Source organism: Microbacterium shimangi (assembly GCF_043556445.1).
Lineage (GTDB): Bacteria > Actinomycetota > Actinomycetes > Actinomycetales > Microbacteriaceae > Microbacterium.
The window spans coordinates 671,634-690,803 of record NZ_JBIGII010000003.1 but is presented as its reverse complement, the minus strand read 5'-3'; the positions used below and the strand labels follow the sequence as shown (position 1 = coordinate 690,803).

The following is a 19,170-nucleotide window of genomic DNA, read 5'->3' as shown; positions in this document are numbered from 1 at the left end:
CTCCTTTCGTCTGATCGTGCGAGGTCTGATCGGGTGCGGTCATGGCGGGTCGCGGGATCATCCGATGACCACCCGGGGGCGGCTGCGCACAGCATCCGAGATTCTGAGGAGCACCGCGACGATCAGCCAGTTCGCGATGAGGGAGGAACCGCCGGCGGCGAGGAACGGCGTCGTGAGTCCCGTCAGCGGGATGAGGCGGGTGACGCCGCCGACCATGATGAACACCTGCAGGGCGATCGTGAACGACAGCCCGACGGCGAGCAGCTTGCCGAAGTCGTCTTGTCCGGCGACGCCGATGCGGATGCCCCGGCTGGCGAAGACCATGTAGAGCGCGAGGATCGCGAAGACGCCGATGAGCCCGAGCTCTTCACCGAGGCTCGGGAAGATGTAGTCGCTCTCGGCGACGGGGGTCAGGTACGGCCGGCCACGGCCGAGGCCGGTGCCGATGAGCCCGCCCTGGGCGAGACCGAAGATGCCCTGCACCAGCTGAAAACTGCTGTTGTCCATCAGCTCGGGGTTGAAGGCGTCGAGCCAGTTGTTGAAGCGCGCGCCGACGTAGGGCAGCACTCGCGAGGCGAAGAAGGCGCCGGTCGCGACGAGGACGACGCCGATGAGCACCCAGCTCGTCTTGCCCGTGGCGACGTAGAGCATCGCGACGAACATGCCGAAGATGAGCAGTCCGGTGCCGAGGTCGCGCTGCAGCACGATGATGCCGAGCGAGATCAGCCAGAGGACCAGCAGCGGACCCAGCTCGCGCGCGCGGGGCCAGGTCATGCCGAGGAACCGGGTTCCGACCGAGGTGAGACTCTCACGCGTGCGCACGAGGTAGCCCGCGAAGAAGATCGCGAGGGCGATCTTGGCGAGCTCGCCGGGCTGGAAGGTGAACAGGCCACCGACCGAGACCCAGACGTTCGCGTTCTGGTTCGTCCCGAGGCCCGGAACGAACGGCAGCATGAGCAGCCCGATGCCGACGAACCCGAAGATGTAGGTGTAGCGGAAAAGCACGCGGTAATTGCGGAGCAGCAGAACGACGGCGAGGGCCCCGGCCGTGGCGATCGCCGCCCACGCGAGCTGCTTGGCCGAGAAGGCATCCCAGCCCTGCTGCTCGTTGGCGATGTCTATGCGGTAGATCTCGGCGATCCCCAGGCCGGTCAGCAGGGTCGCGATGGGGAGCACGAACGGGTCGGCGTCGCGCGCCTGGAACCGCAGCACCACGTGCAGGGTGATGGCGAGGGCGGCGGGGATGCCGGCGTAGACGAAGATCTGCGGGTTGAGCGTTCCGGAGGTTCCGAGCTCGACGAGGGCTACGGCCGCGGCGATCACGATGAGCGCGAAGACGAGCAATCCGAGTTCGCGGTTGCGCTGGGTCTGGGGAACCCTCAGGCGTCGGAGCGCCCGCATCACCGTCGTGTCGGTGGTGGGCGACTTCTCCCGCTCGGTCGCGGTGGCGGTCATTCTGCGACTCCCGAGGTCTCGCGCAACCGCGCGACGATGAGCTGGGCGTCGGAGAGCGACCGTGCCGAGATGGTGCCCTCGACGGTCGCGCGATCGACGTCGCGCAGGTCGGCCAGCGCGATCTCCGTGTCTTCGTAGGGTGTCGAGAGAGTCAGGGGTCCGAGCGACTGCTGGATTCCGCGGTAGACCACGACGGTGTCGTCGTCTGCCCCGACGAAGTAGCGCGTCTGGGTCCAGTTGTAGGCGACGAACAGGCCGGCGCCGATCGCGATGAGAACCAAGGCGAACCCGACGAACCAGCCCACGCGGCGCAGGCGCGCGCGGCGACGGTCTTCTTCGATGAGCTCCTCGAGGAACTCGACGGCGGGTTCGAAGTGCGTCGGCTCGTTGGCGGCCTGACGGTTCGGGTGCAGCCAGCCACTACGCCCGACGCGCGCGGCCGGCACCTCGATGCCCGTCGGGTTCGACGCGGACCCGACGATCGTGGGGGTGCCGATGAAGAGCGGATGCTGCCCGCCGACGTCGACGAGCACGATCGTGACGTTGTCGGGGGCACCGCCGTCGAGGGCCTGGCGCAGCAGGAGGTCGGCGGTTCGCCCGGGGGCGAGCCCGCCGGCGAGGGCCTTCGCCGTCTGCGTGTCGTCGACGACCCCCGACAGGCCGTCGGAGCACAGCAACCAGCGGTCGCCGGGCTGGGTCGGCATGATGAACGTGTCGACCTCGGGGTCGGGATCCATGTCGCCGAGCACCCGCATGAGCACGGAACGCCGCGGGTGGTACCTGGCTTCTTCGGGCGTGATGCGCCCCGAGTCGACGAGTCGCTGGACGAACGTGTGATCGGCGGTGATCTGGGTCAGCGCGTCGTCACGGTAGAGGTAGATGCGCGAGTCGCCGATGTGGGCGATCACGGCGTATTCGTCGACCATGATCAGCGCGCTCACGGTCGTGCCCATGCCCGAGAGCTCGGAGCGGCGGGCGACGGTGTCGATCAGCGACACGGCGGTGTCGGCGATGCCGTCGCGGAGAGCGCGCTCGGCGTCGGCGGTCGAGGTGTAGGGCTGGTCGAGGTCGGCGAGGTGCGCGATCGCGAGGCTCGACGCGACGTCACCGCCGGCGTGGCCACCCATGCCGTCGGCGACGACGAAGAGATTCGATCCGGCATAGGCGGAGTCCTGGTTGTTGGACCGCACCTTGCCGGTATGCGAGATCGCCGCGCTCGAGCCCTGAAAGACCATGGTGGGTGCGCCGCCACTACTTCCGCAGCTCGAAGGTCGTCGCGCCGACCTTGATGGGCGCGCCGATCTCGATGGCGACGGGAGACGAGACGCGTGCCCCGCCGTGCCAGCTGCCATTGGTCGAGCCGAGGTCTTGCAGCATCCATTGCTCGCCCCACAGCACCAGGCGTGCGTGGTGGCTCGAGGTGTAGTCGTCGCGGATCACGAGGCCCGACTCGCTCGAGCGCCCGATCGTGAGCGGCTCGTTGCCCAGCGGAAGCTCGAGGCCGGCCTTCGGCCCGCTCGTGATCACGATGCGCGACACCGAGTCGGTCGTGGCCTTGCCGGTCGCTGCGGCGGAGGCGCGGGGGGCGGCCGCGACGATCTCGGTCTTGTCGCCGGGGCGCGAAACCGCGGCCGCAGCAGCCGGGGCGGCGGCCGCCACCGGCTCGGGCATCTTTCTCACCTTCACGCCGAAGAGGTCGGCCCGCAGTGAGTAGACGACGGCGAACACGAAGAACCACAGCAGCACCAGAAAGCCGATGCGCAGCAGCAGAAAGGTCAATTCGCTGGGCATCAGCGGGGGTCCCCTCGTCGGGCGTCGAACGCGCGCGTCGTATCGGGGATCGGCGGCCGGGGCGGCGGTGACGCCTGCGCGACGATGCGGAAGACGATGTTCGTGCGGCCGATCGTGACTGTCGCGTCGGGGGGCAGGGGGGCTTCGGATACCTTGCGGCCCTGCAGCTGCGTGCCGTTCGTCGAGCCGAGGTCGCGCACCATGGCGCGCTCGCCGTCCCAGAGGATCTCGACGTGCTTGCGGCTGGTACCCGCGTCGGGGATCGTGATGTCTGCGTCGCTGCCGCGTCCGATCACGGTGCGGGCGGCGACGAGCGGGTGACGCTGCCCGTCGATGTCGACGACGGCCCGCCACGACACCGAGCCGCTGGCGGTCTCGGATTCGACGCGGAGGGTTCCGGTCGAGAGGCTCTCATCGCGCTCGAGGGTGATCGTGACCGGACCGGCGAAGGAATAGCCCTGGGTGCGCGCGTGCTTCTTCACGAGACCGTCGAGTTCTTCGACGAGCGTGGTGCCGAGGCCCCGCATCTTCTCGTCGTCGGCAGCCGACAGCCGGACGACGAACGTGTTCGGCGTCAAGATACGGTCGCGGCTCACGACGGCCGCCTTCTTGTCGAGTTCGCTGCGCAGCGCCGATGCGATCTCCACCGGCTGGATACCACTGCGGAAGGTCTTCGCGAACGCACCGTTGACGGCACGTTCGAGACCCTTCTCGAAACTGTCGAGTAGCCCCACGAGACTCCTTCAGGCAGGCAGATGGTGGCTTCATCGTAGTTGCCACGGCTGGATGCCCCATGGACATGACCATTTCGACCGCTCGCGCGCCGCTTCGCCGGTGCCCGGGCGTGCGCCCTCGCCGACGATCGAGGGGATCCCGAACGTCGAGGACCGGTGCGCGGGCGAAGCATCCTCGATCTTCGGGATCCCCTCGATTCGCGATGCGGAGTAGCGTGATATTCTCGGCAGGTTGACTACGCAGGATCTCGGATGCTGCGTGACGCGCGAGTGGCGGAATAGGTAGACGCGCTGGCTTCAGGTGCCAGTGCCCGCAAGGGCGTGGGGGTTCAAGTCCCCCCTCGCGCACAGAACGAGAAAAGGGTCCCGAAAGGGGCCCTTTTTGTCGTCCGCCCGAGGAGGTGACGCCGAACCGGTGCCGCAGCCAGCGCACGACGACGGCCTATCACCCGCGGGTCGCGAGAGCCAGCCCTTCGCGCAGAACCGTTTCGAATAGGTATGTTCTTTCGCCGCAACGACATCATGTGGAGGTACCGGTGGGGAAGTTCTTGTTCGAGGGACAGCTGAAGGCCGACTTCGAAGACCGGTTGCTGCTGCACCTGCAGACCGTCATCGGTGCGAAGCTCCGGCGCGGTGAGTCGTTCCATTTCTCGTGGAAGGACGACATCAGCATCGGCGACGGCCGCACGTCCATCTGGGTGCACCCCGGGAGTGTGATCACGTACAAGTACTACGGAGGGCGCGAGCCCGCCGTGAACCGCGCGTGGATCGACGCGCTGATGTACACGGCGAACTCACCGCGCGGGCTCTATGTAGTGCCCGAACCCGCGCCGGCCCAGGTGAGACAGGGCAAGCCTGCGACCGACGAGGCGTACTGACCCGCGACCGTCGGGAGCGTCAGAGCTCGTCGAAGAAGGTGCCGAACGGTGCGTCGACGTCGCCGGTGTCACGGGCGTCGAGCGGAACCGTCTCGATACTGAGGATGATGCTGTCACGGCCGGTCAGCAGTGCGCTGACCGTGCGGTTTCCGACGACGACGAATTCGACGAAGTCACCGCCCGCCTGCACGGCGGTGACGATGTCTTGTTTCAACGCATCGAGATCCGCGTCTTGGGCGAGGAGGAAGTTCGCCTCGCCGATAGCGATGGACGTTCTCACCATTGTCTGCGCAGTGCTCATTCGGCGAAGGTAGACGACGCGCGGCGTCTACCGCGAACGGGTTGACAGCGGAGCTAGCGAGAACCTCCCGCGGCGCCGCGAGCAGCGAGGGCCTCGGCTTCGGCGATCACCGCCTCCCTGACGGCCCCGCCCGCCGGGTCGAGTTCACCGCGCCGGGCGAGCTGCATCGATCGTCCTCGCCAGCCGAGGTCGGTGACCATGACCGTCGTGACGCCCCGAGGGAGCGCGTCGACCGACATCGACGGCACGGTGGTGATGCCGAGGCCCGCTGCCACGAACCCGAGTCTCGCCGACCATTCGCTGAGCTCGGCGACGATACGGGGTTCGCGGATCGTCGGCCAGGCGCCGAACTGGGGTTCGCCACGGGCCCCGCGCCCCGCGATCCAGTCCTCCGCATCCAGATCCGACACGTCGACCCGCACGGCACCCGCGAGGCGATGATCCTCGCTGACAGCCACGACGAGGTGTCCCGACGGGAGCGGTTCGAGTTCGATGCCCGACGTGCCCCAGTCGGGAAGATCGTCGCCCGCGGCGATCACCGCGAGATCGAGGCGTCCGGCGCGCAGCCGTCGAATCTGCACGGGTGTCGACGACTCGGCGAAGTCGACCGCGATCGACGGATGCTGGTGGTGCAACCGGGCGATCGCTCGCGGGATCAGGCCCATCGCCGCGGCCGGGAACCCCCCGAGGACCACTCGGCCGCCGAGCGGGCGTTGCAGTTCGTCGAGCTCTCTGGCGGCGACATCGAGCTGATCGAGCACGGCCGCCGCGTGGATCGCGAGCCGCCGGCCGGCGGCGGTGGCGGTCACTCCCCGTGCGCCCCGCTCGAGAAGCCGCACTCCGGCCGCGGCCTCCAGCACCGCGATCTGCTTCGACAGCGCCGATTGGGTGAAGCCCAGTCGTTCCGAAGCCGCGGTCAACGATCCCGTGTCGAGCACTGCCCGGAGGGCGCGGAGCAGTTGGGGGTGAACGTCGAGCGGCATACCGAGCAGTATTCCATCGGGGAATGCTCATTGTGCCGAACATTCGCTGGTGTCATGGATGCCGCCGGCGCACCGTAGAAGGAAAGGAGGTCGACAATGAGCAAGACCTGGTTCATCACCGGCGCAGCGGGCGGTTTCGGCAGACTCTGGGCGGAGGCGGCGCTGGAGCGCGGGGATCGCGTGATCGCGACCGCTCGCAGCGCAGAGCGCCTGGCCGACTTCCCGGAGCGCTTCGGCACTGCCGTCGTGACGGTCGAGCTGGACGTCACCGACCGGGAGGGTGTCTTCGCGGCGGTCGAGCGAGGACTCCGCGCCTTCGGGCGCATCGACGTGGTCGTCAACAACGCCGGCTACGGACAGTTCGGCATGGTGGAAGAGGTGACCGAACGCGAACTGCGCGAGCAGATGGAGACGAACTTCTTCGGCGCGACGTGGGTGACGCAAGCGGTGCTTCCTGTGTTCCGGCAGCAGCGTTCGGGCCACCTGCTGCAGGTCACGAGCGAAGGAGGCGTTCGCGCGTATCCGGGTATCGGCGCGTACCACGCCTCCAAATGGGCGCTCGAGGGACTCTCGGAGTCGCTGGCGCAGGAGGTCGCGGTCTTCGGCATTCACGTGACCTGTATCGAGCCGGGACCCTACGCCACGCAGTGGCTCTCGCACGGCTCACGCGTGAGCGACGAGCTGCCGGAGTACGCCGAAGCGCGCGCGGCGAACACCGTCGAGTTCGAAGTCGGCGATCCCGCCGCCACCTCGGCCGCTGTGCTCGCGCTGGTCGATACCGAGCATCCGCCGTTGCGCCTCATTCTCGGCCTCACCTTTCCCGAGATCGAGGCCCTCTACGAAGAACGCCTCGCGACGTGGCGTGCGTGGGAACCCGTGGCGCGAGAAGCGTTCGGCGCACCGCGCATCGCGCCCGCCTGAGGCTGCCCTACTCGAGGGTGGGAGGCAGCGCGAAGACGATCTCTTCGTCGGCTCGACCGAGCCCCGGGGCGGAAGCAGGGCCGCGCGAGACCTCGGCGAAGCCGAGCTTCGTCAACAGGGCGAGGGACGCTTCGTTCGTGGCCGAGACGCGCGCATAAAGAGGACGCTCGGCCTCACGAGCGATGAGCAGTCGCACGGCGTCGAGGTCGGCGTTCTCGAGGTCGCGCGGATCGATGTGGGCCACGTCGTCACCCTACGCGGAGGTGCCCGGTGCGGCACTGCGCAAAGCCGCAACAAATTGCTGTCGCGGGAACCTTCAATCATCAGTAGAGTGATCGGCAGTCACGCATCGCGTGGCCTATCCGGGGGGATCCGTCGACGCCCGGGCCTCAGAGCTCTGCTCGGCCCGGGCGTCGTATGGTTTTCGGCGTCGATTTCGCCGGCGTTACTTCGTGCAACGTTTCCGTCACCATCCTTTCGGCGTCGACACGTCGACCATTAGCGTGTGAATCGTTCGGCGTATCAGGCGTCGACACGCACAGAACGGCACGTCATGGCAACGCAGGGCACGGTCAAGTGGTTCAACTCGGAGAAGGGTTTCGGGTTCATCGCTCCCGACGACGGCAGCGCGGACGTCTTCGCGCACTACACGGCTATCCAGGCGTCGGGTTACCGCGCCCTGGAAGAGAACCAGCGAGTCGAATTCGATGTCGCGCAGGGCCCCAAGGGTCTGCAGGCGGAGAACATCAACCCCATCTGAACCCCGCCCGCAGCGCGCGGGATTCATCGGTCCGCACCGCCGCAGAGGCGGTGCGGACCTTCGTCTGCGGTCCCGCGGCATCACCGGGGCCTATGACGTCTATAACGCATCTCTCCTTCACAGGGCGGAAGGTGCGCGGTCGAATGATCGGGAACAAAGGAGTTCCCATGTCGAATTCGACTTCGGTCGGCCGGACCGCCGACGCCACCCGAACAGCCGGCGCCCTCCAGGGCATCCTGTTGCTCGCCGGAAGCTGCATGCCCGTGCTCGGCTCAGTGCTGATCACCCCGGTACTGCCCCAACTCTCGGCGCACTTCGCCGACGTCGCGGGGTCCGAGATCCTCGTGCCGATGATCGTCGCCATCCCCGCGCTGATGATCGCCATCTTCGCCCCGTTCGCGGGTCAGATCGTCGACCGGCTCGGTCGGAAGAACCTGCTCATCGGGGCGATGATCGCCTACGCCCTCGTGGGCACGGCACCCGCCTGGCTCGAGGGGCTGCCCGAGATCCTCTTCAGTCGCGTGCTGGTCGGTGTGTGCGAGGCCGCCATCATGACCGTCTGCACGACTCTCATCGTCGACTACTTCTACGAGGAGCGTCGGCGCAACAAGTACCTCGGCCTGCAGACGGTGACGACGACGCTCGCCGCGACGGTCTTCATCGTGCTGGGCGGCGCGCTCGGCGTCGGCGGCTGGCACACCCCGTTCTGGGTCTACGCGATCAGCATCCTGGTCGCCGTACCCATGATCTTCGCGCTCTGGGAGCCGCGCGGCGGTGCGGAAGGCGACCGTCACGCGGCGGCGGGCGAGAAGGTGCGCATTCCCTGGCGTCAGATCGCGGCACCGCTCGTGGTCACCGTCTTCGGTGGCTTCGTCTTCTACGTCTTGATCATCGAGGTCAGCTACCTCGTCGTCGGTACCGGTGTCGACGCGGGGGACACCCGGGTGATCGGGCTGGTTTCGGCCGTCGCATCGCTCGCGACCGCGGTGGCGGGCTTCATCTTCTCGCGGCTGGCGCGGGTGCGCCCCGGGTCGTTGCTGCCGCTCGCTTTCGCCTTGCAGGCGGTGGGAATGATCGTGATCTGGGTCGTCCCCGCGCTCGGTGGTGTCGTCGCGGGCGCCGTGATCGCTTCGTTCGGATCGGGTCTGCTGCTTCCGTCGCTCGTCACCTGGGTCGTGGCATCCACCCGCTACGAGGAGAGGGGGCGTGTCACCGGATGGTGGACCGCGTCGTTCTACCTCGGCCAGTTCATCACGCCGATCATCGTCGGGATCCTCGCGGGGATCGTCGGCACGCTCAACGCCGCGGTCGGGGTGGTCGGCATCGCCGCGCTCGTCGTCGCCGGCCTCACCATGCTGCTGCTCCGGGCCCGCGCCCGCGAGGACGCCCCCGCCGCACGCTGAGGGAACGGATGCTGTGAGCCGCCGCGTCGTCAGGACGCGGCGGCTTCGGCGAACTGTTCCCGCATCCAGATGTGCTCCGGATCGTGCGTGTGGACGGGGTGCCACCACAGCGCATTCGTGATGGGTGTCGCCTCGAACGGCGGCTCCATCGCCCTGACCCCGCCCATCCCCACGATCAGGTCGGCGAGTCCTGCCTGCGCCATCGCGAGGCGCCGCGTTCCCGCGACGAACGGCGCCAGTGACAGGAAGCTTTCGACGACGGCTTCGACGTGGGGTTCGACCCCGAGCTCCTGCAGCTGCCGACTGGCCGAGGTGAAGGCCGTGCGCGACTGGTAGGTGAACACCCAGGGAGACGTTCTGATGTGCTCCATCGTCACCTCGTCGCCGACGACGTCGTTGGCGGTGGCGACGATCACGACCCAGCGGTCTTTCCGCAGGTTGAGATGCGGGAGGTCGGTGACGAAACCGTGCGGGATGAGAAGCGCGTCGGTGGAGCGGAGGCGATCGTCGACGTTCTCGATGATCTGCGGGGTGTGGAGGAGGAAGCGGAACTTCACGTTGGGTGCGCGCATCGCCGCGAGCTTGGAGACGGCCTGACCCGCGGTCGCGAAGCCGTAATCCGACCCGAAGACCGAGAACTCCCTCGTCGACGTGCTGGGCACCCAGTCGGTCTGGCTGTCGAAGACCCGACGGGCCATCTCCAGCGCGGTCGAGGTGTGCTCGAGCAGTCGTACGGCGAGAGGCGTCAGGTCGTACTCGTTGCCGCGGCGAGCGAGGATCGGATCGCTGAAATGCGTGCGGAGTCGGGCGAGTGAGGCCGACAGGGCGGGTTGGCTCAGCTGCAGTCGTTGCGCAGCCTTGGTGACACTGCGTTCGCTCAACAGGGCGTCGAGGGCGATCAGCAGGTTGAGATCGAGGCGGGAGAGCGGCGGTTCCGCGGTCATGGAGTCCTCTTCGGCGAGTACATCGTCGACGACGGCGTCGACGACACGACTATAAGTCATGTCGATGCGTGGCATAGAGAACCGGGCGTTCCCTGATGGCTAACCCCGACCGATAGTGGGAACAGGCCCGCTGATGGGCCGGTGTTCCTGAAAGGTCGAAGATGATCAAGCTGCTCTCCCACCTGTCGTACGTGGCCATCACGTCTCCCGATGTCGAGGCGTCGGTGGAGTTCTACAAGACGCAGGTCGGCCTCACCGAGGTCGACCGTGTCGACGGCGCCGTCTACCTCCGCTGCTGGGGCGACTACTACTCGTACTCCCTCGTCGTACTCCCGGGCGACGAAGCCGCGCTCGCAACGATGGCCTGGCGCACCTCGAGTGCCCAAGCGCTCGAAGAGGCCGTGAAGAGCATCGAAGCGGCGGGCGTGACCGGCGAGTGGATCGACGCGCACCAGATCGGCCGCGCGTACCGCTTCGTCGGCCCCTACGGCCACGACATGACCCTGCACTGGGACGTCACCCGGCACCGCGCCGAGCCGAACGTCGCCTCGATCTACCCCGACCGTCCCGAGAAGCGCAGCCACGTCGCCGGCGCTCCGCGCCAGCTCGACCACGTGACGGTCGCCGCCAGCGATGTCGACGGCTTCGCGAAGTGGTACAACGACGTTCTCGGCTTCCGCATCATGGCGCGCACCGTGCTGGATGAGGCGCCCATCTCGGTCTTCTCCGTGCTGACGACGAACGAGAAGTCGCACGACCTGGGTGTCGTTCTCGACGGCTCGAGCCGTGCGGGTCGCGTGAACCACTACGCCTTCTGGGTCGACACCCGCGAGGAGCTGCTCATCGCCGCCGACGTTCTGATGGAGCGCGGCACGGGCATGGAGTACGGCCCGTCGATCCACGGCATCGGTGAGCAGAGCTTCCTCTATTACCGGGAGCCCTCGAGCATGCGCATCGAGCTGAACACCGGCGGATACCGCAACTACGTGCCCGACTGGGAGCCGCAGACCTGGAAGCCGTCGTTGGGTTCGAGCAACCTCTACCGCAACGGTGCCATGCCGATGTCGATGACCGAATCGTTCCCGGCGGCCGACGGCCCGAGTGCGACCGAGGAGGGCGTGCCCGACGAGATCAAAGACGCGCTGCTCAACCCCTACACGCAACACGGCTGAGCCGCACGCTTCCCGGGGCGGTCGTCGCACCGCCCCGGGACACCATCTGTCACGACTCGAGGAGGACTCATGACGAACGCCCGCACCACCGCACCTTTCGCCCTCGCCCGCTACCGGCGGGGCGAAGACATCGCCCTCGGTCTCGTCGCGGGGGAGCGGATCCGTCCCCTGGATGCTGCCGACCTCGGCGCCAGCGATCTGAACGCCTTTCTCGCGACAGCCGACTGGGATCGGTTGGGCCGGCTCGCGCAGCAGGACGGACCGTGGTCGCCGCTGGCCGACGTCACGCTCGTGGCCCCCGTCGAACCCCGACAGGTGCTGCAGGCCGGGGCGAACTACCGCACCCACGTCGTGCAGTTGATCATGGGCGGCCTGACCAAGGGCGACCCCACCGGTTCTCCGGAGGAGATCCGCGCGCGCGCCGAGAAGATCATGGACGTCCGCGCCGCCAGCGGCCGCCCGTTCATCTTCTTGGGCCTCGCGCAGTGCGTGGTCGGCGACGATGTGCCGCTCTCGCTGCCGGCGTACAGCGAGGTGCACGACTGGGAGCTCGAGCTCGCCGTCGTCATCGGCCGCGAGGCGTTCCGCGTCTCGAAGGACGATGCCCTCTCCCACGTCGCCGGCTACACGATCTCGAACGACGTCACCACACGCGACCTCGTCTTCCCGCCCGACGTGGGCGACATCGGCGCCGACTGGTTCCGCGCGAAGAACGCGCCGGGGTTCCTGCCGACGGGCCCGTTCCTGGTGCCCGCCACGTTCGTCGACCCGTCGGATCTGTCGATCACCCTCGAACTGAACGGCGAGGTGATGCAGGATGCGACGACCGCCGAGCTGCTCTTCGATGTCGCGTCTCTCGTCTCGACCGCCTCGCAGACGCTGCCGCTCCTGCCCGGCGACGTACTCCTCACCGGCAGCCCCGCCGGCAACGGCCAGCACTGGAAGCGGTTCCTCCGCGACGGCGACGTGATGACGGGCACCGTCGAGGGCCTCGGCACCCAGGTCGTCCGGTGCGTCGCCGAAGAGGTGTCGGCATGAGCTCGCTCACCGAGAACCCGGCCGACCTCGACCGGCAGAACCCCGAGGCCGAGATCGGCGTGCGGGCCGAAGCCTTTCGCAACTGGGGTCGCTGGGGCCAGGATGACGCACTCGGCACCCTGAACTTCATCGACGAGGCCAAGCGCGTCGAGGCGGCGGCACTCGTGACCCATGGTCGCGTGGTGTCGCTGTCGCAGTCGTTCGACACCGACGGCCCGCAGAAGGGATGGCGCCGCCGGATCAACCCGGTGCACACGATGACCGACACCGGCACCGACGCCGAGCGGGGCAACCAGCCGTTCCCGCACGGCATCGGGGGCGCCGACGACTACATCACGATGCCGCTCCAGTGCTCCACGCAGTGGGACGGACTCGGCCACATCTTCGACCACGGGATGGCGTGGAACGGCCGGCGTGCCGGCGACGTCGTCACGAGCGACGGCGACCGGCTCACGGGCGTCGAGCACGCAGCATCCGTCATCGTCTCGCGTGGGGTGCTACTCGATGTGGCACGCCACCTGAACCCCGACACGGGTGAATTGCCCGACGGCTACGGGATCACGGCGGCCGACCTCGACGCGACCATCGCGGCTCAGGGCGGGTCGAGTCGAGTGGGACGCGGCGACATCCTGCTCGTGCGCACCGGGCGGTTGACCCGGGCTCGGCGCGAGGGGTGGAACGACTACGCCGGCGGCGATGCCGCGGGCATCTCGATCACGGCCGCGGGGTGGCTGCACCGCTCGGAGATCGCGGCCGTCGCCACCGACACGTGGGGGTTCGAAGTGCGTCCGAACGAATTCGACGCGCCCGCCTTCCAGCCGCTCCACCAGATCGCCATCCCGAACATGGGTCTGACGATCGGCGAGATGTGGGACTTCGACGAACTCGCCGCCGCCTGCGTCGAGCGCGGGCGCTGGGACGTCTTGCTGTCGGCACCACCCCTCCCGATCACGGGGGCGGTCGGCTCGCCGATCAACCCCGTCGCGGTCTTCTGACGTCCGCAGAGTTTCGAGCAACGAACAGAACAGAGAGGTTCTGACATGACCGCAGTGAAGAAGGTCGCTATCGCCGGGTCCGGCGTCGCCGGGCTGGCCGCCGGCATCCAGCTGGCGAGGGCTGGTGTGGAGGTGGACCTGTTCGAAGGGAAGCCCGAACTGGGGATCGGGGGATCGGGCATCTCGCTGCAGGGCAACGCGCTGCGCGTCTTCGACGCTCTCGGGGCGTGGGACGACATCCGGGCGGCGGGATACGCGTTCGACGGGCTGAATCTGCGGGCGCCGGGCCCCGGGGCGCCGGTCGTCGCGGCGCTCCCCGAGTTGAAGACCGGGGGCCCGGACTACCCGGCAGGAATGGGCATGCCGCGGCGGGACCTCGCCCGCATCCTCTTCGCGCACGCCGAGAAGGCGGGCGTGCACATCACGTTCGGTGCGCACGTGACCGCGATCGAATCGGACGACGACGGAGTCGAGGTCTTCATCGACGGGGTCTCCGCCGGGCGTTACGACCTGCTCATCGGCGCGGACGGGCTGAATTCGACCGTGCGAGCGCTCATCGGCATCGACACCAAGCCGGCCTCGACCGGGATGGGCATCTGGCGCACGTTCGTCTCGCGCCCCGATGACGTCGTCAAGAGCGAGTTGTACTACGGCGGCCCGGCCTATATCGCGGGGTACACCCCCACGGGCGAGGACTCGATGTACGCCTTCCTCGTGGAGAAGGCCCAAGACCGTGTCGGCGTCAGCGACGAGGAGGCGACGCGCATCATGCTCGATGCCTCCCGCGCCTACGACGGCCCCTGGAATGCGATCCGCGCCGACCTCGAGGCGGGAGCCCCCGCGAACTACACCTGGTTCACCTCGCACATCGTTCCCGCCCCCTGGAACCGCGGGCGGGTCGTCGTGATCGGAGACGCCGCGCACAGCTGCCCTCCCACCATCGCCCAGGGCGCAGCGCAGGGTCTGGAAGATGCGTTCGTCCTCACCGAGCTGTTGATCGCCAACGACACGATCGAGCAGAGCCTCTGGGATGAGTTCCACGCGCGGCGGTTGCCTCGCGCGACGGCGGTGGTCGAAGCATCCACCCAACTCGGTCAGTGGCAGCTCGACGGCGATCGCGACGCGGATGCGGGCGGACTCATCTACGGCATCGCGCAGAAGATGGCGGAACCCGCATGACCGCCGGATCGGCGCCCGTCACCGACGTGCACGCGCACCTGCTCATGCCGAGCCTGCACGCCGAGGTGACTCGGCGCGCACCCGACCAGGTCGCGGCGGCCGCCGAGCTGGAGTTCCGCCGCAACGGAGCCGAGAGCCAGGCGGTATCGGGCCCGATGGTCGGGGCCCGCATTCCGAAACTCACCGACGTCGGTGTGCGCCTGTCGGAGATGGACGCTCAGGGCGTCGACGTGCAGTGGGTGAGCGCTTCGCCGAACCACTTCTACCCGTGGGCGCCCGAGGGTCTCGCGGTGTGGTCGGCGATGGAGGCGAACCGCCTCATCGCAGAACACGTCGCGGCCGCCCCCGACCGGCTCCGGGGTCTCGGACTGGTTCCGCTGCAGCATCCGGCCCGGATCGTGGAGTACCTCGACGATGCCGTGCTCGGGCGGGGCCTCGCGGGCGTCGAGATCTCGTCGTTCGCCGGCGACGTCGAACTCTCGGACGAGCGCCTCGAGCCCTTCTGGGCCCGCGCGGCAGAGCTCGGCTGCGTGGTGTTCCTGCACCCCTTCGGGTGCTCGCTCGACGAGCGGCTCGACCGGTTCTACCTCGCGAACACCGTGGGTCAGCCGACCGAGAACGCCGTCGCCCTGTCGCACCTGATCTTCGCGGGGGTGCTCGACCGACACCCGGGTCTGCGGCTGATCGCCGCCCACGGCGGCGGGTACCTGCCGACGGCGATGGGCCGCAGCGATCACGCGTGGCGGGTGCGCCCCGACGCCCGGCGCTGCGCTCACGAACCGTCGAGCTACCTGCAGAAGCTCTGGTTCGACACGGTCGTGCACGACCCGGTGGGCTTGCGTCACCTCGTCGAGCTCGCCGGGAGCGACCGGGTCGTTCTCGGCAGCGACTACCCGTTCGACATGGGGCTCGACGACCCCGTCGGCTTCGTGCGTTCGGCGGGGCTGCCCGACGAGGCGGTCGAGGCGATCCTCGGCGGCAACGCCCGGGCACTGCTGACGAGCGGGGTCGCGGTATGAAGATCGCCCGTTGGACCCACGGCGAAGTCGACCGCGAGGGATTCGTGATCGATCGGCGGGTGGTGCCTTTTCCGGACGGATTGACGGTGGCCGACGTTCTCGCCCGCGGTCTGTCCGCGGCATCCGACCTCTTCGAGACCGTGGCGGATGCTGAGGGCGCGCCCCTCGGCGACGTGCTCCTTCGGGCACCCCTCGCGCCGACCTCGGTCCGCGACTTCGTGGCGTTCGAGGAGCACGTCGAGGGGGTCAGCGCGGGCGTCGAGGGCAAGAGCCACGTCGCCGACGAGTGGTACGAGGCCCCGACGTTCTACTTCGGCAACCCGCACACGATCCTGGGCCCGGTCGACGAGGTCTCACCCCCGGTCACCGAGCGGCTCGACTTCGAGCTCGAGGTCGCGGTGGTCATCGGGGCATCCGGCGACTCGGACGGCGCGAACCTCACGCCGGACGCTGCGGCGACGCACATCTTCGGGTACACGATCATGAACGACTGGTCGGCGCGCGACCTGCAGGCCCGTGAGATGAAGGTGCGGCTCGGGCCCTGCAAGGGCAAGGACTTCGGCACGACGCTCGGGCCCTGGATCGTCACGGCCGATGAGGTCGCCGGATTCGTCGACGACGACGGCTTTCTCGCGGTGCGGGCCGAGGTCTACGTGAACGACCGTCTCGTCGGCGAGGATCTCGTCTCGAACGCCGGTTGGACGTTCCCCGAGTTCGTGGCCTACGCCTCACGCAATTCCCGCGTGGTGCCCGGTGACGTCCTCGGCTCGGGAACCGTCGGCAACGGGGGGTGTCTCGGCGAGCTGTGGGGCCGCAATCAGGGGCTCACGCCGCCGCCGCTGCAGGCGGGCGACGAGGTGCGCATGGTCGTCGAAGGCATCGGCGAGATGACCGGCCGCGTCGGGGAGGCTGTCGTGGCGCCGAAGATCGCGCGCGCCCGGGAACGGTCGCGCGCGCGGCACAGGTGACGGTCGGGCCTCAGGCGCTCTCGACAGGATCGGCGACGAGGAGGAGCGCGCGCAGTTCGTCGGCCGTCTCGACGGCGGCGACCGCGCCCTCGGATTCGTGCGGCCAGCTGAAACCCCACCGCACGAAGATGACGGGCACGTCGTTCGCGATACCGCCCTCGACGTCGTGGTGGCGATCGCCGATCAGCACCGGGCGGCTCGTGTCGACGCCGGCGACCTCGAGTCGGCGCAACGCCTCGGCCACGATGTCGGACTTGGCGCTGAGCGTTCGCTCGTCGGGGCTTGCGCCGACCATGGCGGTGAACGCCGGGGAGAGCTCGAAGAACTCCATGAGCGCCGTGACCTGCACCTCGGGCTTGGAGCTCGCGGTGGCCTGCGGAACCCCCGCGGTGTGCAGTTCGCCGATGAGTTCGGCAACGCCCGGGAACAGCTTCGCGCTCGAGGTGTACCCTTCGGCCTTGTTCAGCCCGCGGTAGAACGTGACGGCCTCGGTCGCCTGCTCGGGGGTCATGCCGACGTTCACCTGGAACGACTCGAACATGGGCGGCCCGATCCAGTGCGACAGCTCGCCTCGGGTGGGCGGCTGCTTCTCGAAGTGGGTCAGGGTCGTGGTCAGACGCCGGAGGATGCCCTCGGATGCATCGACGATCGTGCCGTCGACATCCCACAGGACGCAAGAGAAGGGGGAGCGTTCGGGCATGGTCACCACGCTACCGGCCGCGCGGGGCTGCCAGATTCAGGCTGCTGCGCGTAAAGGGTCGGGCGCTTCGTGTCGCAGCCGAGGGCTCTGCATCCCGCTACATTTCCCGTCATCCGCGCCGTTGATTTGTGGCGCGGATGACGGCAATGCCGCGCTGTCGCGCCGCGGGTGACGGGAAGTGACGCGGATGCTGCGAAGGGCAGCGACCAGGTGGTGCTCCCGCGTCAGAAGAGCCGCGGGGCTCCGGAGTCGATGCCCTTCATCTCGTCGTAGTCGAGGGTGACGCACCGGATGCCGCGGTCGGCGGCGAGCACGCGGGCCTGGGGTTTGATCTCCTGGGCGGCGAAGACGCCCGTGACGGGAGCGAGTCCCGGGTCGCGCCCGAGCAGTTCGAGGTAGCGGGTGAGCTGTTCGACGCCGTCGATGTCGCCGCGACGCTTGACCTCGACGGCGATGGTTCCGCCCGCCGCGTCGCGCAGCAGCAGGTCGACCGGGCCGATCGCGGTCGGGTATTCGCGACGCACGAGGGTGAGGCCCTCGCCCATGAGCGAGACCTGCTCGGCCAGCAGCCGCTGCAGGTCGGCCTCGACGCCGTCTTTGATGAGCCCGGGGTCGATGCCGAGCGCGTGGGTGGAGTCGTGCAGCACCTCGTAGAGGCGCACGACCAGCGCATCGCCCGATTTGGCATGGGTGACACGCCACTGCTGCACGACGCCCTCTTCGGCGGCCTCGGCATCGGGCGTCTCGACCGTCAGCGTGCACGGCGGGCTCATCCAGTTGAGCGGCTTGTACGAGCCGCCGTCGGAGTGCACGAGGAGGCTGCCGTCGCCCTTGTGGACGAGGAGGCGGGTGGCGAGGGGGAGGTGCGCGTTCAGGCGGCCGGTGTAGTCGACCGAGCAGCGCGCGATGACGAGACGCACTGACTCAGCGTAGTAGTTGAGCCAGGCCCCCAGCGCATGGTCAGCAGGTGACAGCGCCCGGCACCCGATCGGATCGAACCGCGATAGTGGGGTCTGAGGATGGACGGCCAGGCAGGCTGGATGTCGAAAGGGGACACCGTGATCGCACACCTCAACCGACTCGTCGAGCTGGTCGAAGACGACCTCGCCGCGGATATCGATCTGGTCGCTCTGGCGTCGAAGCTCGGCACAACCGAGTACCACCTTCGGCGAATGTTCTCGTCGTTGGCCGGCATGCCGTTGTCGGAGTACGTCCGGCGGCGCCGCATGACGGTCGCGGCGGCAGACGTTCTCGGTGACGGGGATCTGTTGGGAATCGCGGTGCGCTACGGGTACGGCTCGGCGGAGGCATTCGGCCGAGCGTTCCGGGCGGTGCACAGCGCCGGTCCGGGCGTCGTGCGGCGAGATGGTGGCCCCCTTCGCACTCAACCGCAGCTCAGGTTCCGCCTGACCGTAGAAGGGAACAGCCCCATGGACACCCGCATAACCAGTCAGAACGCGTTCCGACTCGTCGGACATTCGGCCCGAGTGCCACTCATCCACGAGGGGATCAATCCGCACATCCAAGCCCTGATCGCCTCTTTGCCTCGAGACGAACACTCTCGCCTCAAGAAGCTGAGCGACACGGAGCCCGCCGGCCTTCTTCAGGTGAGTGCCGACGTCGATCCTGACTACTCGGAAGGCAGTGAGCTCACGTACCTGCACGGGGTAGCCGTCAGCGAGGAGGTCGTCATTCCCCGCGACCTCGACGTCATCGAGGTCGCGGCGGGGGAGTGGGCGGTGTTCGGCGCGACGGGCCCGTACCCGCAGACGCTCCAGTCGACGTGGGCGGCCACGGCGACGGATTGGTTTCCGTCCAACCCGTGGCGGCTCCGTCCTGGGCCCTCGATCGTCACGGTGCTCGACCGAGCCGAAGACTTCCGCACCGCAACCACCGAGATCTGGTTGCCGGTCGAACGAGCCTAGGGTT

21 protein-coding genes and 1 tRNA gene are annotated in these 19,170 nt (G+C 68.4%); 12 read left to right on the top strand and 10 right to left on the bottom strand.

The genetic code is table 11. The annotated features are described in order from the left end of the window. Positions 1-57: 57 nt before the first annotated feature. The 4 genes from ACFXQA_RS04895 to ACFXQA_RS04880 are packed head-to-tail and all read right to left on the bottom strand — an operon-like array spanning position 58 to position 3,980. Positions 58-1,455 (bottom strand): FtsW/RodA/SpoVE family cell cycle protein, encoded by a 1,398-nt coding sequence (locus tag ACFXQA_RS04895; RefSeq protein WP_394518678.1) that lies wholly within the window; start codon positions 1,453-1,455, stop codon positions 58-60. Beyond that, a complete protein-coding gene (locus ACFXQA_RS04890) occupies positions 1,452-2,690 on the bottom strand; it encodes a PP2C family protein-serine/threonine phosphatase (RefSeq protein ID WP_394518677.1) in 1,239 nt (412 codons plus the stop codon). Before ACFXQA_RS04890 ends, ACFXQA_RS04895 begins: the two co-directional genes overlap by 4 nt. A gap of 16 nt (positions 2,691-2,706) precedes the next feature. Beyond that, the gene (locus ACFXQA_RS04885) at positions 2,707-3,246 is read right to left on the bottom strand and encodes an FHA domain-containing protein FhaB/FipA (protein ID WP_394518676.1); all 540 of its coding nucleotides are present in this window, start codon (positions 3,244-3,246) and stop codon (positions 2,707-2,709) included. Continuing rightward, positions 3,246-3,980 (bottom strand): FhaA domain-containing protein, encoded by a 735-nt coding sequence (locus ACFXQA_RS04880; RefSeq protein WP_394518675.1) that lies wholly within the window; start codon positions 3,978-3,980, stop codon positions 3,246-3,248. The genes ACFXQA_RS04885 and ACFXQA_RS04880 overlap by 1 nt, the downstream gene beginning before the upstream one ends. Before the next feature lie 264 nt (positions 3,981-4,244). On the opposite strand from ACFXQA_RS04880, the gene ACFXQA_RS04875 reads away from it, so the two are divergent. Together ACFXQA_RS04875 and ACFXQA_RS04870 are read left to right on the top strand one after the other, a co-directional pair. Beyond that, a tRNA-Leu gene (locus ACFXQA_RS04875) sits at positions 4,245-4,328 on the top strand. A gap of 188 nt (positions 4,329-4,516) precedes the next feature. Further along, positions 4,517-4,858 (top strand): DUF7882 family protein, encoded by a 342-nt coding sequence (locus ACFXQA_RS04870; protein WP_394518674.1) that lies wholly within the window; start codon positions 4,517-4,519, stop codon positions 4,856-4,858. Between the two features lie 19 nt (positions 4,859-4,877). On the opposite strand, the gene ACFXQA_RS04865 is transcribed toward ACFXQA_RS04870, so the two are convergent. Further along, the gene (locus ACFXQA_RS04865; protein WP_394518673.1) at positions 4,878-5,159 is read right to left on the bottom strand and encodes a hypothetical protein; all 282 of its coding nucleotides are present in this window, start codon (positions 5,157-5,159) and stop codon (positions 4,878-4,880) included. A 53-nt stretch (positions 5,160-5,212) separates the two neighbouring features. Next, complete coding sequence (locus ACFXQA_RS04860; protein ID WP_394518672.1) at positions 5,213-6,142, bottom strand: LysR family transcriptional regulator; 930 nt, start codon at positions 6,140-6,142, stop codon at positions 5,213-5,215. A 96-nt stretch (positions 6,143-6,238) separates the two neighbouring features. Here ACFXQA_RS04860 and ACFXQA_RS04855 point away from each other — a divergent pair, with 96 nt between their 5' ends. After that, positions 6,239-7,063: an SDR family NAD(P)-dependent oxidoreductase gene (locus ACFXQA_RS04855; RefSeq protein ID WP_394518671.1), complete on the top strand. Its 825-nt coding sequence runs from the start codon at positions 6,239-6,241 to the stop codon at positions 7,061-7,063. Positions 7,064-7,070: 7 nt separating this feature from the next. On the opposite strand, the gene ACFXQA_RS04850 is transcribed toward ACFXQA_RS04855, so the two are convergent. Beyond that, positions 7,071-7,307, bottom strand: a complete 237-nt coding sequence (locus tag ACFXQA_RS04850) for a GNAT family N-acetyltransferase (protein WP_394518670.1) — start codon at positions 7,305-7,307, stop codon at positions 7,071-7,073. A gap of 309 nt (positions 7,308-7,616) precedes the next feature. Between ACFXQA_RS04850 and ACFXQA_RS04845 the strand changes: the two genes are divergently transcribed. After that, positions 7,617-7,823, top strand: coding sequence for a cold-shock protein (locus tag ACFXQA_RS04845; RefSeq protein ID WP_394518669.1), 207 nt, complete (start codon positions 7,617-7,619; stop codon positions 7,821-7,823). Positions 7,824-7,990: 167 nt separating this feature from the next. Beyond that, positions 7,991-9,226, top strand: coding sequence for an MFS transporter (locus ACFXQA_RS04840; protein ID WP_394518668.1), 1,236 nt, complete (start codon positions 7,991-7,993; stop codon positions 9,224-9,226). A gap of 29 nt (positions 9,227-9,255) precedes the next feature. Here ACFXQA_RS04840 and ACFXQA_RS04835 read toward each other — a convergent pair whose 3' ends face one another. Further along, positions 9,256-10,230 carry a LysR family transcriptional regulator gene (locus ACFXQA_RS04835; protein WP_394518667.1) on the bottom strand — a complete coding sequence of 325 codons (975 nt, stop codon included), beginning with the start codon at positions 10,228-10,230 and terminating at the stop codon, positions 9,256-9,258. Positions 10,231-10,331: 101 nt separating this feature from the next. On the opposite strand from ACFXQA_RS04835, the gene ACFXQA_RS04830 reads away from it, so the two are divergent. The 6 genes from ACFXQA_RS04830 (at position 10,332) to ACFXQA_RS04805 (ending at position 16,541) form a co-directional block, all read left to right on the top strand. Beyond that, on the top strand, positions 10,332-11,342 hold the full coding sequence (locus tag ACFXQA_RS04830; RefSeq protein ID WP_394518666.1) for a VOC family protein: 1,011 nt from the start codon (positions 10,332-10,334) through the stop codon (positions 11,340-11,342). A 69-nt stretch (positions 11,343-11,411) separates the two neighbouring features. Then, positions 11,412-12,380, top strand: coding sequence for a fumarylacetoacetate hydrolase family protein (locus ACFXQA_RS04825; protein ID WP_394518665.1), 969 nt, complete (start codon positions 11,412-11,414; stop codon positions 12,378-12,380). Then, positions 12,377-13,375 (top strand): cyclase family protein, encoded by a 999-nt coding sequence (locus tag ACFXQA_RS04820; protein ID WP_394518664.1) that lies wholly within the window; start codon positions 12,377-12,379, stop codon positions 13,373-13,375. Before ACFXQA_RS04825 ends, ACFXQA_RS04820 begins: the two co-directional genes overlap by 4 nt. 45 nt (positions 13,376-13,420) lie before the next feature. Continuing rightward, positions 13,421-14,554 carry an FAD-dependent monooxygenase gene (locus ACFXQA_RS04815; protein WP_394518663.1) on the top strand — a complete coding sequence of 378 codons (1,134 nt, stop codon included), beginning with the start codon at positions 13,421-13,423 and terminating at the stop codon, positions 14,552-14,554. After that, positions 14,551-15,573, top strand: a complete 1,023-nt coding sequence (locus ACFXQA_RS04810) for an amidohydrolase family protein (protein ID WP_394518662.1) — start codon at positions 14,551-14,553, stop codon at positions 15,571-15,573. Before ACFXQA_RS04815 ends, ACFXQA_RS04810 begins: the two co-directional genes overlap by 4 nt. Further along, entirely contained in the window at positions 15,570-16,541 is a 972-nt protein-coding gene (locus ACFXQA_RS04805; RefSeq protein WP_394518661.1) for a fumarylacetoacetate hydrolase family protein, read from the top strand. Before ACFXQA_RS04810 ends, ACFXQA_RS04805 begins: the two co-directional genes overlap by 4 nt. A 10-nt stretch (positions 16,542-16,551) precedes the next feature. On the opposite strand, the gene ACFXQA_RS04800 is transcribed toward ACFXQA_RS04805, so the two are convergent. Continuing rightward, positions 16,552-17,241 carry an HAD hydrolase-like protein gene (locus ACFXQA_RS04800; protein WP_394518660.1) on the bottom strand — a complete coding sequence of 230 codons (690 nt, stop codon included), beginning with the start codon at positions 17,239-17,241 and terminating at the stop codon, positions 16,552-16,554. 224 nt (positions 17,242-17,465) lie between these two features. Next, complete coding sequence (gene nucS / locus ACFXQA_RS04795; RefSeq protein ID WP_394518659.1) at positions 17,466-18,161, bottom strand: endonuclease NucS; 696 nt, start codon at positions 18,159-18,161, stop codon at positions 17,466-17,468. 138 nt (positions 18,162-18,299) lie between these two features. On the opposite strand from nucS, the gene ACFXQA_RS04790 reads away from it, so the two are divergent. Continuing rightward, on the top strand, positions 18,300-19,166 hold the full coding sequence (locus tag ACFXQA_RS04790) for an AraC family transcriptional regulator (RefSeq protein ID WP_394518658.1): 867 nt from the start codon (positions 18,300-18,302) through the stop codon (positions 19,164-19,166). Positions 19,167-19,170: the final 4 nt, after the last annotated feature.